The organism is Peristeroidobacter soli (genome assembly GCF_004138485.1).
Lineage (GTDB): Bacteria > Pseudomonadota > Gammaproteobacteria > Steroidobacterales > Steroidobacteraceae > Steroidobacter > Steroidobacter soli.
Window position 1 is genome coordinate 410,885 of sequence record NZ_RYEV01000007.1, and the last position, 15,087, is coordinate 425,971.

13 protein-coding genes are annotated in these 15,087 nt (G+C 62.9%); 7 read left to right on the top strand and 6 right to left on the bottom strand.

Annotation, left to right across the window (positions count from 1 at the left end):
• Positions 1-7: 7 nt before the first annotated feature.
• Together glyS and glyQ are read right to left on the bottom strand one after the other, a co-directional pair.
• Positions 8-2,089, bottom strand: coding sequence for a glycine--tRNA ligase subunit beta (glyS, locus tag EKO19_RS31140; RefSeq protein ID WP_129781310.1), 2,082 nt, complete (start codon positions 2,087-2,089; stop codon positions 8-10).
• The gene (gene glyQ / locus EKO19_RS31145) at positions 2,086-3,024 is read right to left on the bottom strand and encodes a glycine--tRNA ligase subunit alpha (RefSeq protein WP_129781311.1); all 939 of its coding nucleotides are present in this window, start codon (positions 3,022-3,024) and stop codon (positions 2,086-2,088) included. Before glyQ ends, glyS begins: the two co-directional genes overlap by 4 nt.
• 313 nt (positions 3,025-3,337) lie before the next feature.
• On the opposite strand from glyQ, the gene glnA reads away from it, so the two are divergent.
• The 5 genes from glnA (at position 3,338) to EKO19_RS31170 (ending at position 8,890) form a co-directional block, all read left to right on the top strand.
• Positions 3,338-4,750, top strand: a complete 1,413-nt coding sequence (gene glnA, locus EKO19_RS31150) for a glutamate--ammonia ligase (protein ID WP_129781312.1) — start codon at positions 3,338-3,340, stop codon at positions 4,748-4,750.
• Positions 4,751-4,878: 128 nt separating this feature from the next.
• Positions 4,879-5,568: a DUF4124 domain-containing protein gene (locus EKO19_RS31155; protein WP_129781313.1), complete on the top strand. Its 690-nt coding sequence runs from the start codon at positions 4,879-4,881 to the stop codon at positions 5,566-5,568.
• Between the two features lie 59 nt (positions 5,569-5,627).
• Positions 5,628-6,743, top strand: coding sequence for a nitrogen regulation protein NR(II) (glnL, locus tag EKO19_RS31160; RefSeq protein ID WP_217705728.1), 1,116 nt, complete (start codon positions 5,628-5,630; stop codon positions 6,741-6,743).
• Positions 6,730-8,127: a nitrogen regulation protein NR(I) gene (ntrC, locus tag EKO19_RS31165; protein ID WP_281281135.1), complete on the top strand. Its 1,398-nt coding sequence runs from the start codon at positions 6,730-6,732 to the stop codon at positions 8,125-8,127. Before glnL ends, ntrC begins: the two co-directional genes overlap by 14 nt.
• 292 nt (positions 8,128-8,419) lie before the next feature.
• Positions 8,420-8,890 carry a tRNA (cytidine(34)-2'-O)-methyltransferase gene (locus EKO19_RS31170; RefSeq protein ID WP_129781315.1) on the top strand — a complete coding sequence of 157 codons (471 nt, stop codon included), beginning with the start codon at positions 8,420-8,422 and terminating at the stop codon, positions 8,888-8,890.
• A gap of 133 nt (positions 8,891-9,023) precedes the next feature.
• Here EKO19_RS31170 and gpsA read toward each other — a convergent pair whose 3' ends face one another.
• The 4 genes from gpsA to EKO19_RS31190 form a co-directional block, all read right to left on the bottom strand.
• Entirely contained in the window at positions 9,024-10,046 is a 1,023-nt protein-coding gene (gpsA, locus tag EKO19_RS31175; protein ID WP_129781316.1) for an NAD(P)H-dependent glycerol-3-phosphate dehydrogenase, read from the bottom strand.
• 7 nt (positions 10,047-10,053) lie between these two features.
• Entirely contained in the window at positions 10,054-10,551 is a 498-nt protein-coding gene (gene secB, locus EKO19_RS31180) for a protein-export chaperone SecB (protein WP_129781317.1), read from the bottom strand.
• 100 nt (positions 10,552-10,651) lie between these two features.
• On the bottom strand, positions 10,652-10,918 hold the full coding sequence (gene grxC, locus EKO19_RS31185) for a glutaredoxin 3 (protein ID WP_129781318.1): 267 nt from the start codon (positions 10,916-10,918) through the stop codon (positions 10,652-10,654).
• The gene (locus EKO19_RS31190) at positions 10,918-11,364 is read right to left on the bottom strand and encodes a rhodanese-like domain-containing protein (RefSeq protein ID WP_129781319.1); all 447 of its coding nucleotides are present in this window, start codon (positions 11,362-11,364) and stop codon (positions 10,918-10,920) included. Before EKO19_RS31190 ends, grxC begins: the two co-directional genes overlap by 1 nt.
• Positions 11,365-11,527: 163 nt before the next feature.
• Between EKO19_RS31190 and EKO19_RS31195 the strand changes: the two genes are divergently transcribed.
• A complete protein-coding gene (locus tag EKO19_RS31195; RefSeq protein ID WP_157995521.1) occupies positions 11,528-12,646 on the top strand; it encodes a murein hydrolase activator EnvC family protein in 1,119 nt (372 codons plus the stop codon).
• A 176-nt stretch (positions 12,647-12,822) separates the two neighbouring features.
• Positions 12,823-15,087, top strand: a complete 2,265-nt coding sequence (locus EKO19_RS31200) for a bifunctional diguanylate cyclase/phosphodiesterase (protein WP_175597252.1) — start codon at positions 12,823-12,825, stop codon at positions 15,085-15,087.

Here is a 15,087-nt window from a genome sequence, read left to right on the forward strand (position 1 = left end):
ACGCCTCTTATCCCGGGAGTCGCGACAAATCGGCCACCTGCAGGAACAACCCGCGCAGGCGCACCAGCAAGCCTAATCGATTCGCGCGCACTTCCGGATCTTCCGCCATCACCATCACGGAATCGAAGAAGCGGTCCACATCTTCCTTCAAGGTCGCGAGCTGAGTGAGTGCACCGGTGTACTCACGGCGTGAGAACAGGGGATTCACCGCGCGCTCCATGGAAACAACGTGGTCGAACAGCTGCCGTTCCGCGGGCTCGCGGAATTGGCCGATTTCCACCACCCCCGACAGATCGCCGGTCGCCTTGCGCAGGATGTTGGCGATGCGCTTGTTCGCAGCGGCCAGGCTCGCGGCTTCAGGCAACGCCAGAAATCCTTCCAGTGCCTGCAGACGGACATCGATATCCAAGGTCGTGTGCGGCTTGCTTGCGAGCACGGCGTCGAACATTTCCGTGGTGATGGCACGGCCGCCCGCTTCCTCGAGGTAGGAAGACCGCAGACGTTCCATCAGATAACCCCAGATGTCCTCGCCGATATTTGCGGGCGCCGTGACCGGCTGCAACGAGACGGCCTGGTCCACGAGCACGCGCAGATCCAGATCGAGCTTGTGCTCCATGACCGTGCGCAGGATGCCGAGAGCCGCGCGACGCAGGCCGTACGGATCCTTGGTACCGGAGGGTTTCTGTCCGATGCTGAAAATGCCCGCGATGGTGTCGAGCTTGTCCGCGATCGATAGCGCGATGCCGGTTTTGGTCGCCGGCAACTTGTCGCCCGCGAACCGTGGCCAATATTGTTCTTCGAGCGCAGTGGCGACTTCGGCGTTTTCGCCATCGAGCTGCGCGTAGTACTTGCCCATCAAGCCTTGCAGCTCGGGAAACTCGCCGACCATCGCCGACAACAAGTCACATTTGCTCAGCCTGGCGGCCCGTGCCGCGAGCTCAGCGTTGCCGCCGATGCCTTCAGCAATCCGCTGCGCGAGCGTGACGACGCGATTGCTCTTGTCCGCCAGCGAACCCAGCTTCGCCTGGAACGTCACCGCCTTCAGCGCGGCGTAACGAGTTTCGAGACGTTCCTTTCGGTCGGTGTCCCAGAAGAAAGCGGCGTCGGCGAGGCGAGGGCGCACGACGCGTTCATTACCATCGCGGACCCGATCCGGCTCGCGGCTGGCGATGTTTGCAACCGTGATGAAGTAGTTCATCAGCTGCCCGTCGTTGCCGCGCACCGGGAAGTAACGCTGGTTGTCCTGCATGGTGGCGATCGGCACTTCCTGCGGCAGACGCAGGTACTGTTCATCGAAGCGACCGGACAGCGGCACCGGCCACTCGACCAGCGCCGTGACTTCATCGAGCAGCCAATCTTCGATCACAGCCTGGCCGCCGAGAGAATCGGCGATCGCATTCACTTCGGCACGAATGCGTTCACGACGAGCGCCGACATCGGCGACGACGTGGGCCTTTTCGAGCAGCATCTCGGCGTACTTCGCCGGATTGCTGATCGCCAGCTGCTTCGGTCCGTGGAACCGATGCCCTTGGGTTTGTTTGCCCGCCTGAATGCCGAGGATCTCGGCCTCGACGACGCTCGAACCAAACAACATCACGACCCAGTGAACCGGGCGAACGAATTCCTGCGAGCCCGCGCCCCAGCGCATGCGGCGCGCGATCGGCAGGTTGTCGAGCGAGGCGGTGACGATGCCGGGCAACAGGGAAGTCGTCGCCGCACCGGGCTTCGAGCCTTCGAACTGCAGCACCTTGCCCTTCGGCCCGTCGACCTGCGCCAGCTGCTCAACCGTCACGCCGCACGACGCGGCAAAGCCGAGCGCCGCCTTGGTCGGCTGGCCATCGGGACCGAAGGCATTGGCAACCGCCGGGCCCTGACGTTTGATTTGCTGATCCGGCTGTTGATCGGCGACACCCGCGACGAACACCGCCAGGCGGCGCGGCGTGGCGTACCACTTCACGTCACCATGTTTGACGGAGGCTTCGTCGAGGCCTTTGACGACGCCGTTGGCAAACGACTCGGCCAACGTGAACAACGATTTCGGCGGTAATTCCTCGGTGCCGATCTCGACCAGAAAATCACGTTTACTCATGCCGCGGTCTCAGCTTCAGCAGCCGCGCGATTCAGCATCGGGAAGCCCAGTGCCTCGCGGGTCTTGTAGTAGGTTTCGGCGACTTCTTTCGCGAGCGCGCGAACGCGCAGGATGAAGCGCTGACGCTCGGTGACCGAAATGGCTTTGCGGGCATCGAGCAAATTGAAGGTGTGCGAGGTCTTGAGCATCTGCTCATACGCCGGCAACGCCAGCCCGGCTTCGAGCAGCTTCTTGCACGCCGCCTCGTGATCGTCGAAGTGCCGGAACAGCAGCGCGGTGTCCGCCAGCTCGAAGTTGTACTTCGACTGCTCCACTTCATTCTGGTGATAGACGTCGCCGTAGGTCACGCGGCCGTTCGGCCCGTCGGTCCACAACAGGTCGTACACGCTATGGACGCCCTGCAGATACATGGCCAGGCGCTCCAGACCGTAAGTGATCTCGCCCATGACCGGCTTGCAGTCCAGCCCGCCCACTTGCTGGAAGTAAGTGAACTGGGTGACTTCCATGCCGTTCAGCCAGATTTCCCAGCCCAGGCCCCAGGCGCCGAGGGTGGGCGATTCCCAATTGTCCTCGACCAGTCGGATGTCGTGGATCAGCGGGTCGAGGCCGAGCGAGGCTAGCGATCCCAGATACAGATCGACGATGTTCGGCGGCGACGGCTTCAGCACCACCTGGAATTGGTAGTAGTGCTGGAGCCGGAACGGGTTGTCGCCGTAACGACCGTCCGTGGGACGGCGCGAGGGCTGCACATAGGCGGCGCTCCACGGCTCCGGCCCCACGGCGCGAAGCAGGGTGCCGGTGTGAAAGGTACCTGCGCCCATCTCCATGTCGTAGGGCTGCAGGATCACGCACCCCTGCTTCGACCAGTACGACTGGAGGGCGAAAATCAGGTCCTGAAAAGTCCGCGGCGGGACGACGGCTTTCGATGCGGCCATCTGGGGTCCGGTCCTAAGGGGGAAAAGCGCGCGAGTATACCCGCCACACCCATGAAATCCGGGTCTGCTACAGATTGGGGCCTCGGGCACCTCGTCGGCGCACGCCTATGGTGCGTCGATGGCTGCATATGCTCCAATTTAGGGCGGACATTTGTAATGTTTTCCGCATGGCATCACCAAAATCCAGCAGTTGCGCCATCACGGTGCGCTGGCATGCTTCCTGCAATTTTGTCTGGTCCTCAACAACCTCCTGGCGTCGTAGCGGCGAGCGGCCCGGGACTTCTCAATCTCGCTGTCTACCGGAGGAGAACTCATGACGACCCCCGCTGAAGTCCTCAGCATGCTGAAAGAGAAGGAGGTCAGATACGTTGATCTGCGCTTCACGGACACTCGCGGCAAAGAGCAGCACGTGACCGTTCCCGCGCATACCGTCGACCAAGGCTTCTTCGACGACGGCAAGATGTTCGACGGCTCCTCGATCGCCGGCTGGAAGGGCATCAACGAATCCGACATGGTGCTCATGCCGGACGCCAGCACCGCCGTGCTCGATCCGTTCTTCGAAGAGACCACGCTGATCATCCGCTGCGACGTGCTCGAGCCCTCCACCATGCAGGGTTACGAGCGCGATCCGCGCTCCATCGCGAAGCGCGCCGAGGCCTACCTGAAGTCCACCGGCATCGGTGACAAGGCGCTGTTCGGCCCGGAAAACGAATTCTTCATTTTCGACGACGTGAAGTACGGCACCAACATGCAGGGGTCGTTCTTCGAGATCAATTCCGTCGAAGCCGCCTGGTCCTCGGGCAAGGCGTTCGAGGGCGGCAACATGGCGCACCGTCCCGGCGTGAAGGGCGGTTATTTCCCCGTCCCGCCGGTCGATTCGTTCCAGGACATCCGTTCGGCCATGTGCAATGCCCTCGAAGAGCTGGGCATGAAGGTCGAAGTGCACCACCACGAAGTGGCGACCGCCGGTCAGTGCGAAATCGGTGTGAACGCCAACACGCTGGTGAAGAAGGCTGACGAAGTGCAGCTGCTGAAGTACGCGATTCACAACGTCGCGCACGCCTACGGCAAGACCGTGACCTTCATGCCGAAGCCCATCGTCGGCGACAACGGCAGCGGCATGCACGTGCACCAGTCGATCCAGAAGGACGGCAAGCCGGCCTTCGCGGGCGACAAGTACGCGGGCCTGTCGGACATGGCGCTGTACTACATCGGCGGCATCATCAAGCACGCCAAGGCCATCAACGCGTTCACGAACGCGAGCACCAACAGCTACAAGCGCCTGGTGCCGCACTTCGAAGCGCCGGTGATGCTGGCGTACTCCGCCCGCAATCGTTCCGCTTCCATCCGTATTCCCTGGGTCGCGAACCCGAAGGGCCGTCGTATCGAAGTGCGCTTCCCGGACTCGACCGCGAATCCGTATCTCGCGTTCGCGGCCATGATGATGGCCGGCCTCGACGGCATCCTGAACAAGATCCACCCGGGCGAAGCCGCGGACAAGGATCTGTACGACCTGCCGCCGGAAGAAGCGAAGAACATTCCGGAAGTCTGCTATTCGCTGGAACAGGCGCTGCAGTCTCTGGATGCGGATCGCGGCTTCCTGAAGGCCGGCGGCGTGTTCACCGACGACGTGATCGATGCCTACATCGCGCTGAAGATGCAGGAAGTGACCAAGGTGCGTATGTCGACGCACCCGCTGGAGTTCGAGCTGTATTACAGCGTCTAACTACGGCAGTCGGCGGCTGCGTTTTCGGATGCAGCCGTTGACTGGTTTTTCTGTAACGGTGACGGCGGTCACAAATACGCCGTCACCGCTTTTGTCAGGTCGAGGTGGAGCGGCTATGCTCATTACATATGCGTACGGCGCTTTATGTTCTCCTCGCACTGGCGGCACCGGCCTTCGCCGGTCAGACCGTTTACAAGTGGGTGGACGACAAAGGTGTCACGCACTTTTCGGATCAGCCCATCGCGGGCGCCGAGAAAGTGGAGCTGAGCAGCGGCCCCAGTCGCGCCGCCACCCCGCCGCCTTCGTATTCACCCCCGGCATCGCAGCCGCCGGTCAAGGCCGGTCCGCCGTATTCGCGCTTCGTCATCGTCAGTCCGCAGCAGGATCAGGCGTTCATCAATTCGGGTGGCAAAGTGACCGTGTCGCTGGCCGCCACACCGGCGATCACTTCGGGTCACACCGTGACTCTTTATCTGGATGGCTCGCCCGTGGCGGGCTTCAGCCCGATGAGTCACGAGTTTTCGGACATGCCGCGCGGCAGCCACACGGTGAAGGCCGTTATCACCCAGGGCGGTCAGACGATTCAGGAAACGCCACCGGTGACCTTCCATGTGCGGCAGGAATCGATCGCGAACCCGCCGGTCGGTCCGGCCCTGCGCAATACCAACAAGCCCAAACGCACCGCCGGCAACAAGCTGACCACCAAGCAGCCGAGCTATCAGGCGTTGAATGGCGGCAAGGCGGTCATCGATCCGAGCACCAATCTGCCGGTGAAGACCAAGCCCGCCACGCCCACCGGTCCCAAAGCCGGCAGCTGATATCTGTTTCCGCCCGCGTGCCGCTCCATCGAGCGGACGGGCTGCGGTGAAGGACGCGAATGGCCGCGCAACCTTCCCATCTCATGGTCAGCGCTGACTCCGGGCGTATCCTCGACAGTCTCAGCACCAGCGTGCTGATCGTCGATCGCGCGCGCTCGCTGCTTTATTTGAATGTTTCCGCCGAGGCGCTGTTCGGCGTCAGTCGCAATCAAGTGCGCGGCCGTCCGCTGGCTGAATTTCTGGAAGACTCCGCCGTACTCGATGAAGTCATCGATCGCGCGGCGACTACTTCGCGTCCGTTCTCGCGACGCGAGCTGGCGTTGCACCCGATCTACGGCGAGGGCGAGCTCGTCGTCGATTGCACGGTCGCGCCTTATGAAGAAAGCGGCGCGCCTGGCGCCGTGCTCATCGAGATCAGCGACGCGACTCAACATCAGCGCATCACGCGCGAGACTGCGTTGCTGACTCAGATCGGCGGCAGCCGGTTGATGATTCGTCAGCTCGCGCACGAGATCAAGAATCCACTCGGTGGCTTGCGAGGCGCCGCGCAATTGCTGGCTCGTCAGCTCGACGACGCGTCGATGCGTGAATACACGACAGTCATCATCAGTGAAGCCGATCGTCTGGTGACCCTGGTCGACACGTTGCTCGGCCCGGGACATTTTCCGCGCAAGGAATCGATCAACATCCACGAGCTGCTCGCGCACGTGGGGCATTTGCTCTCGGCGGATGCGCCACCCGGTTTCGTGATCGATCGCGATTACGACCCGAGCCTGCCGCCGCTGCACCTGGATCGCAATCTGATCATTCAGGCGATGTTGAATCTGGGCAAGAACGCCCTGCAGGCGATGGCTCAGAACACGGGCCGCGACGGGCGTCTGGTGTTACGCACTCGCGCCCTCACCAATGTGAATATCGGCGCGCGTCGGCATCGACTCGTCGCCAGTGTGCAATTCGAAGACAACGGCCCGGGTGTGCCCGAGCATCTGCGCGACACTTTGTTTTATCCGCTCGTCACGGGGCGAGCCGACGGTACTGGACTTGGTCTGGCAGTGGCGCAAGACCTGGTGAGTCGTCACGACGGTCTGATCGAATTCGAGAGCAGGCCGGGTCAAACCACTTTCACAATTTTGTTGCCCTTCCATGTTACAGACCACACCAGTGAAAACGCTTAACGTCTGGCTCGTCGATGACGACGCCTCCATCCGCTGGGTGCTGGAGCGCGCGCTGCGCCAGGGCGGCATGGCACCCACAGCCTTCGATCACGCGGACACGGCGCTCGCGGCGCTGCGCCGGGATCGTCCCGATGTTTTGATTACAGACATTCGCATGCCCGGCCGCAGCGGCCTCGAGCTGCTGACCGAGATTCGCGACAACCAGCCCGACCTGCCGGTCATCGTGATGACGGCGCATTCGGATCTGGATAGCGCGGTCGCGGCTTATCAAGGCGGCGCGTTCGAATATCTGCCCAAGCCATTCGATATCGACCAGGCGGTCGATCTGGTACGTCGCGCGGCTCAGCAGAAAACCCGCGTCGAGGAAGCTTCGACGGAAGCGCGACGGATCCCTGAAATGCTCGGCCAGGCGCCGGCCATGCAGGAAGTGTTTCGTGCCATCGGCCGGTTGTCGCGCTCGAGCATGACGGTGTTGATCACCGGCGAGTCCGGTACCGGTAAGGAACTGGTCGCCCGCGCTTTGCATCGTCACAGCCCGCGAGCGAACAAGGCGTTCATCGCTTTGAACACGTCGGCGTTCACGGCGGACCTGCTCGAGTCTGAATTGTTCGGTCACGAGAAGGGCTCGTTCACCGGCGCGGATTCGCAGCGTCGCGGCCGTTTCGAACAGGCCGATGGCGGCACGTTGTTCCTCGACGAAATCGGCGACATGTCGCCGCAGCTGCAGACACGACTGCTGCGTGTGTTGGCGGAAGGGGAGTTCTATCGCGTCGGCGGTCAGGTGCCGGTGCGAGTCGATGTGCGAGTGATCGCGGCGACTCACCAGGATCTGGAAGGGCGTGTGAAGCAGAACTTGTTCCGTGAGGACTTGTTACATCGCTTGAACGTCATTCGGATCGAAGTCCCGCCGCTGCGCCAGCGTCGCGAAGATATTCCCGAGCTGCTGATGCACTATTTGAACGAGGCGGCGGTCGAGCTTGGCGTCGAGCCCAAGGTGCTGACGCCGGAGGCGGCGGCGGCGCTGTCCAATTTCGATTGGCCGGGCAATGTGCGGCAGGTGGTGAACGCGTGCCGTCGCCTGACGGTGACCGCGCCGGGTCGCGAGATCAAAGCCGAAGATATTCCCAGCGATCTGGGCGGTATCCCGGGGCCGGCGAAGTTGCAGGACGAGTGGACCCGCCAGCTCACCAACTGGGCGGAGAAGCGGCTCGCCGCCGGCGAAACCCCGCTGCTCGACGACGCCATGCCCGAGTTCGAGCGCACCTTGATTCGCGCCGCCCTGCGTAAAGCGGAAGGCGGCCGGCAGGAAGCGGCGAAGTTGCTCGGCTGGGGCCGAAATACCCTGACCCGCAAGCTCAAAGAGCTGGCGATGGACGACGAATAACGCAGCCACCCAGTTTCTATTTCTTCCGTGCGCGTTGAGCCTGACGGCCAACGCGCAGCGCGGCCCGGAAGTGGCGCGATTGTCAGGGCCGCTGCCAAGGCTCGCGCGCAAGTTGTCATCACAAGCGCCAATAGCGCGCTCGCGCCTCAACACGATTCAGTGCGGCCTGCCGTCAAGAGGACGATTGTGGGTAAGAGCGCTCGCCGCGCAAGCGCGATTCGGGCTGCGGGCTCAGCGGGTGCCTGCTACCCTTCGCCGCAATTGTTAGCTTGCGGCTCGCAGGGGCGCCGAGTTGTTCCACGTCATTCTTTTCCAGCCGGAGATTCCTCCGAACACCGGCAACATCATTCGCCTGTGCGCCAACTCCGGCTCGTCATTGCATCTGATCCGGCCGCTGGGTTTCGACATCAGCGAAAAGGCCGTGCGCCGCGCGGGAATGGACTACGCCGATCTGGCGAACGTCAAAGCGTGGGATTCGTTGGAGGAGTGCTTCACCGCCATTGCCGTGAAGCGCTGGTTCGCGATCTCGACACGCGGCAAGACCCGCTACGATCAGCCGCGATTCGTCCCTGGCGATGCGTTTTTATTCGGACCGGAAACGCGAGGCCTGCCCCAAGATCTCTTGGAAACCTGCCCGGCCGAGCACCGGCTGACGATCCCAATGTGCCCCGGCAATCGCAGCCTCAATCTTTCCAATGCCGCCGCCGTGATCGTGTACGAAGCCTGGCGCCAGCTGGAATTCGCCATCGACCCGCCACCCTGACGACTCCGCAGCCGCTCAAGTCAAAGCGCGACGGTCATTGCTGGCAGTTGGTGAGCGAAACGGGCGTTGAAGAGCTATTCCGGTCACGCGGCGCCAGCCGCAAAAATAATTGCGGCGGCGTTATGAGCCGCCGTCACTCCGGCTTGAGCGCCCGGCTCATCAATTCCTTCACCGCATCTTTCGGCGCGACGCCTTCATAAACGACGCGGTACACCTGCTCGCAAATCGGCATCTCCACGCCCGCGCGCTGGGCAACCGTTCGAACGGCGTTGGCAGCGAGCACACCCTCGACCACCTGGCCAATCGTCTTCTGCGCGGCATCGACTTTCTCGCCCGACGCCAGCGCCAATCCAAACCGCCGATTGCGTGACTGATTGTCCGTGCACGTGAGCACCAGATCGCCCAGCCCCGCCAGGCCCATGAATGTTTCTTTCTTGGCGCCGAGCGCCACCCCCAACCGGGTCATTTCAACCAACCCACGCGCGATCAACGCAATCCGCGTGTTGGCACCAAAGCCGAGGCCATCGGAAATGCCGGCGCCAATGGCCATCACATTCTTGATGGCTCCGCCCACCTCGACGCCCGTGATGTCCGTCGACGTATAAGCGCGGAAGTTCTGACCGGAAAAACGCTGAGCAAGCTCGGCCGCAAAAGCAGCATCGCTGGCGGCAATGGTCATTGCCGTCGGCAAGCCCGCCCCGACTTCCTTGGCAAAGGTCGGTCCGGAAATGACGGCTGTGGGCACTCTCTCGCCCAGCACTTCGCGAGCGACCTGATGCGGCAGCAAGCCGGTGGAAACTTCGAAGCCCTTGGTGGCCCAGGCAACGCGGGCGTTGGCCCGCAAATGCGGAGCGATCTCTTCGAGCATCCCGCGCAGGGCATGACTGGGCACAGCCACGATGACATCGCGACTCGCCTGCAAAGCCGTCTGCAGATCCGGCTCGATGCGCAGCTGTTCGGGAAACGGCGCGTCCGGCAGATAGCGCGCGTTACGCCGATCGCGTTGCAGCTCGGCGAGATGGGTCGAATCGCGCCCCCACAGCAAGGTGGGAAGCGCGACCCGAGCTAACTGGATCGCGAGCGCCGTGCCCCAGGAGCCGGCGCCCAGCACCACGCATGTTGAGCCGTCGGCTGCCGCCTCTGGCGCCACAGACATGGCGTGATCAGTTGAAGGAGGGAGTGCCGGCGGCCGGCTGCTGTCCTTGAGCGCGAGCCGCGGCCTGCGCGAACAGCGCGTCGAAGTTCACCGGCGGCAGCAGGAACGGTGGGAAGCCACCCTTCATGAGCAGATCGGAGATCACCTGGCGTGCATAGGGCAGCAGGTAGTTCGGGCAGAAGATGCCGAGCAGACGCTGCATGTCGTCCTGCGGAACGTTGCGGATGCCGAACGCGCCGGCCTGCTGCAGCTCGACCAGCCACAGCGTCTTGTTGTCCGCCTGCGCTTCGACGCGCACGGTCAGCACGACTTCCTTCATGTCACCGCCGATGTCGTTGACCGCGGTGTTGAGGTTCAGGTTGATCGTGGGATTCGTGTTCGGATTGACGCGCGGCCCGGTCGGCGCCTCGAAAGACACGTCTTTCAGATACACCGCCTGCGGCGCGAACTGCGGCGCATTGGGATCGCCGTTCTGGCCGTTGGCGGCGGGTACTTCGTCAACCATGATTTCGAGTCCTCTGTCGTATTCGTCGAATAATAATGGGCGCGGCATACATGAATATGACTGGACCCGCGCCTCGAGCCCCACCAGCCGAAGCTGGCCCCTACTTGGGCAATTGGGCGAGCAGTTTATCCAATTCACCGGCTCGATCGAGAGCCGCGAGGTCGTCGTAACCACCGACGTGGCGCTCGCCGATGAAGATCTGCGGCACGGTGCGGCGGCCATTGCTCTTCTGGAGCATCACCTCGCGTTCCCCCGGAACCTCATCCACCTTGATCTCGCGAAAGGCCGCGCCCTTGCGTTCCAACAGATTGCGCGCGCGCTGGCAGTAGCCGCACCACGCGGTCGAATACATCACGATCTCGCTCATCAGTGCTTACCGTCCTTCCTGGCGGCACCTTTCACCAACGGCAGATTCTCCTGCCGCCAGCTGTTCAGACCACCGCTCAAGGTCACCACTTTGTTGAACCCGGAAGCGCGCAGCTGGCGCGCGGCTCCGGCCGAGGTCATACCGGCATCGCAATAGACGATGACCGGCTTCTCCTTGAATTTCTTCAAGGATTCCGCGCGGCTGGCAATTTCAGCCGCAGGAATGTGGCGCGCCTCGATGATGTGTCCAGCCTCATAATCCTTGCCGTCTCGAACGTCGAGCACCAGCGCGCCGGTGTTGGCGAGCCTGACCGCATCCGCCGTGCCGACGGCGCTGGCGCCGCGAGCGCGCTGACGCATCTCGATCACGATCGCAATAACGGCGAGAATCGCCGCAGCGGCGACCAGGAACGGATGGTTGGTGGTGTATTCAAAGAATCGATTCATTGCAGCAGGTCGGGATTCAACCCGTGGGGCTGGCAAAAGGGCGCGAAGTATAACAGCCGGGGCGCTTGCCCAAGTTCCCGGACAGCAGGACCTGGATTTCGCCTAGCCAATGTCAAATTTGCGTCTCGTCACGGCTGCCCTGGCTGCCCTCTGCACAGTTGGGTTGGGGACCCTGGCTTTTCAAGCCACGGCCACCGGCGCGGCGCCGACCCCGGCTGCCAAGGAAGCCGAGCTCAAGCAGGTCCGTAATCGAATCGACTCCATCCGCCGCAGCATCCAGGCCGAGGCCGAGCGCCGGGACGCGCTGGCCGGGCAGGTGAAGGAAGCCGAGCTCAAGATCCAGTCGGCGCGCGAGCGGCTGTCCGATGTCCGCGCGCGCCGGATCGCCTCCGAAAATCGCCTCGCGGATCTCAAGGCCGAGCAGCAGGCCACCAACAAGCGCATCGATGACGAGCGGGAGGCGCTGGCCGCCGAAGTGCGGGTGGCCTATATGAATGGTCGCCAGGAGCAGCTGAAGCTGTTGCTGAATCAGCAGGACCCGGCGCAGCTGGGCCGCATGATCGCCTACTACGGATATTTCGGCCGGGCGCGTGCCGAGCGCATCACCGCGATCGGTGAGCACCTCGCGCATCTCGAGCTGCTTTCCGAGAGCATCGCCACCGAGACCGAGCAGTTACGCCAGATCGAAGCGGGTCAGGCGCAGGATGTGAAAACATTGGCCGGCGCACGCGATCAACGCGCACGCACGCTGGCTCAGGTGCAATCGAAGATCAAGAACCGCAACGACGAGCTGGCGAAACTGCAACGAGAAGCGCAGGCGCTGGAAAAGCTGGTCGAAGCATTGCGCCGGGCCATCGAAGAATTCCCCGAGCTTTCCGAGCAACCGTTCCTGCGCGTGAAGGGCAAGCTGCCGTGGCCGGTGAAAGGCTCGCTGCTGGCACGCTTCGGAACGTTACGCGCCGGCGGTCCTTTGAAATGGCAGGGCATGGTCATCGGCGCTGAGAGGGGGACCCAGGTGCGTGCTCCTTATTACGGCCGCGTCGTGTATGCCGACTGGTTGCCGGGGTTGGGACTGCTCGTCGTGGTCGATCACGGCGGTGGCTACATGAGTTTGTATGGTCACAACGAGCAGGTGTATCGCCGCGTCGGCGATCGTGTTCAGCCGGGCGACGTGCTGGCCGCCGTGGGTGACGCGGCGGGCATGGGCAAGCCCGGTCTGTACTTCGAAATCCGCAAAGGTCGAACGGCACTCGATCCGGCGGACTGGCTGGTGAAGCGCTGATTGCGCCGACCCCGTAGTGCTTGTGATGAACGTCACTCTCGCGCGACAGCAAGGCTGTCGACGCGTTTTACGATTGCGATTAAGGAATACCTGAATCGTCACTAAGGCGGTCACGCCGCCGGAAAAGTGCGGCGGACTTCAAAGAAGCGCTGATGGGCGGACCGGATCATTCCGCCATGACCAACAGCCCCGCCGATGACGAGACCATAGAAGCCACTGCTTTCTCGACCAGCCTCGATCCCTACGGTCAGTTGGTCCGCGTGCTGATGCCGCGGGCCTCCTACATCGCCATCTTCGATCGGCTCAGCACGCCGCTGTGGCTGTCCGACGGCTACGACGGTTTCGATTTGTTACATCTGGTCGAAGAGTCGTTACACGCCGCTGGCGCTGAGCGTGCCACCGTCGACGAGGAGAATCGCCACGGCTTTTCACGCAGCTGGGACGGGGACACGGCGTACGTTTTTGTTTTACGCGATGGCGCGAACTTGCTCGGTGCGTTGGCGGTGTCCTGTCAGGACGGCAGCAACGGTGCGCGCAGTACAGCTTTCGTGCATGGACTGCTGCGGCCGGCGCTTCAAGTGCTGGCGCGCGAACTGGCTCACCAGCAAAGCGTCGGCGATCTTCGCAAGAACCTCACATCGCGCGATGGCGATCTGGCGATGTTGCTCGAAGCCAGCGGCGCCGCTCACGAGAAAGACACCGACGATCTGGAGCAACTGCTCCAGAACTGTGTCGCCAACCTGGATTGCGCGCTCGGCGCGCTGTTGATTCCCGACCGGAAGATCGCGCTGTCCGCCGCGTCGGAAGGGGCATTGCGCGGCACCGATGCGGAGATCCTGGCAAAGACCCAGAAACATTTGTTGACCTGGGTGCAGGTTCAGCGCCGTACGCTGGTGTTGAACAAGGTGCCGCCGAACAATCCGCTCGGCGCCTTGCCCTACAAGATCCTGGCCTGTCCGATCCGGCACGGCGTGCAGGACGTTGGCGGCGTGTTGATCCTGTTCAAGCGCGTCGGGCCCGCGGAGTTCGACGCTCGCCAGGTTCGGATCGTCGAGCTGCTCAGTCGTCGTATCGCTTACGTCGTGCAGAGCGCCTACGATCCCGCGACCGGTTTGCTCACGCGCTCGGCCTTCGAGCAGCGCGTGCTGGCGCAGCTGGCCGCCGCCAATGCCGAAGCACAGCATTGCGTCGTGTATGCCGATGTCGATCGATTGCACGTGGTCAACGAAAATCACGGCATGCATGTAGGCGACGAAGTCATCGTCGCGATCGCGGCCACTATTCGCGCCAATCTCGGCGCCAATGTCAGCGCGTCGCGCATCTCCGGCGATCGCTTCGCGTTGTTATTTCTCGACACCCACAGCGACGACGCCGTGCCGCTGGTGGAGCGGCTGCGCGACGCCGTCCGAGACCTTGACTTCAATCGCGATGGCAAACGGCTGCCGCTTTCGATCAGCTTCGGCCTGGCGGCGGTGCCGAACACACGGTATCCGTTGTCACATGCGCTGGCGGCCGCGGAAGTGGCCTGTAAAGCCGCGAAAGATCGCGGACGCAGCCGGGTCGAGGTGTATCGAGACGCCAGTCGTCGCAGCGTGCCTCGCGACGAAGACGTTGCCATTCTCGGCACGCTGCGCGAGGCCATCGCGCACGATCGCTTCCGGATGGATGCGCAGCCGATCGTAACAATTGGCGATGTGGGGCAGCCGCGACGTTTCGAGTTGTTGTTGCGAATGATCGACGGCGCAGGCGAGCGGGTCACACCGGACAAGTTCCTGTCCGCCGCCGAGCGCTATCAGTTGACGACTGACATCGATCGCTGGGTCGTGCAGTACGCGCTCGAAGTCATTTCTTCGGCGGCACCGGCGTTACTGCGGCTGGACGCGCACTTCGCCATCAATATTTCCGGGCAGTCGCTGGGTGACGAGGATTTCATTGGATTTCTGCAACAGCGTCTGCGCGAATATGCATTGCCGCCGCAGCTGCTGTCGTTCGAGATCACCGAGACCGCCACGGTTGCGAACATCGTGCGGGCGGAGCAGCTGATCCGCCGTTTGCGGGAGCTCGGGCACGCGATCGCGCTGGACGATTTCGGCAAGGGACTGTCGTCGCTCACCTATCTGAAGTCGTTGCCGGTGTCGCATCTGAAGATCGACGGCGGGCTGGTGCGCGACGTGGTCGGCAACCCGCAGGCGCAGGCCATGGTGACGGCGATCGTGCAGCTGGCGCGCACCATGAACCTGAAGACCACGGCGGAATGTATCGAGAGCGAGGCCATCCAGACGGCGGTGGGCGCGCTCGGCGTCGATTTTGGACAGGGATTTGTAATCGGACGGCCGCGCCCGGTCGAACAGGTCCTGCAGGATCTGCTGCGCGGTTCCGCCGGGGTGGTTCGCGCATCGGCGCCCCTGGCTACGGCGCGTCCGCACCGATTGGTCAGCTGA

Excerpts from the sequence above, each read along its gene's own strand:
- glnA (WP_129781312.1), top strand. The coding sequence starts at position 3,338 with ATGACGACCCCCGCTGAAGTCCTCAGCATGCTGAAAGAGAAGGAGGTC.
- EKO19_RS31190 (WP_129781319.1), bottom strand. The coding sequence starts at position 11,364 with ATGAATCGATTCTTTGAATACACCACCAACCATCCGTTCCTGGTCGCC.
- glyS (WP_129781310.1), bottom strand. The coding sequence starts at position 2,089 with ATGAGTAAACGTGATTTTCTGGTCGAGATCGGCACCGAGGAATTACCG.
- EKO19_RS31200 (WP_175597252.1), top strand. The coding sequence starts at position 12,823 with ATGACCAACAGCCCCGCCGATGACGAGACCATAGAAGCCACTGCTTTC.
- gpsA (WP_129781316.1), bottom strand. The coding sequence starts at position 10,046 with ATGTCTGTGGCGCCAGAGGCGGCAGCCGACGGCTCAACATGCGTGGTG.
- EKO19_RS31155 (WP_129781313.1), top strand. The coding sequence starts at position 4,879 with ATGCGTACGGCGCTTTATGTTCTCCTCGCACTGGCGGCACCGGCCTTC.
- secB (WP_129781317.1), bottom strand. The coding sequence starts at position 10,551 with ATGGTTGACGAAGTACCCGCCGCCAACGGCCAGAACGGCGATCCCAAT.
- glnL (WP_217705728.1), top strand. The coding sequence starts at position 5,628 with ATGGCCGCGCAACCTTCCCATCTCATGGTCAGCGCTGACTCCGGGCGT.
- glyQ (WP_129781311.1), bottom strand. The coding sequence starts at position 3,024 with ATGGCCGCATCGAAAGCCGTCGTCCCGCCGCGGACTTTTCAGGACCTG.
- grxC (WP_129781318.1), bottom strand. The coding sequence starts at position 10,918 with ATGAGCGAGATCGTGATGTATTCGACCGCGTGGTGCGGCTACTGCCAG.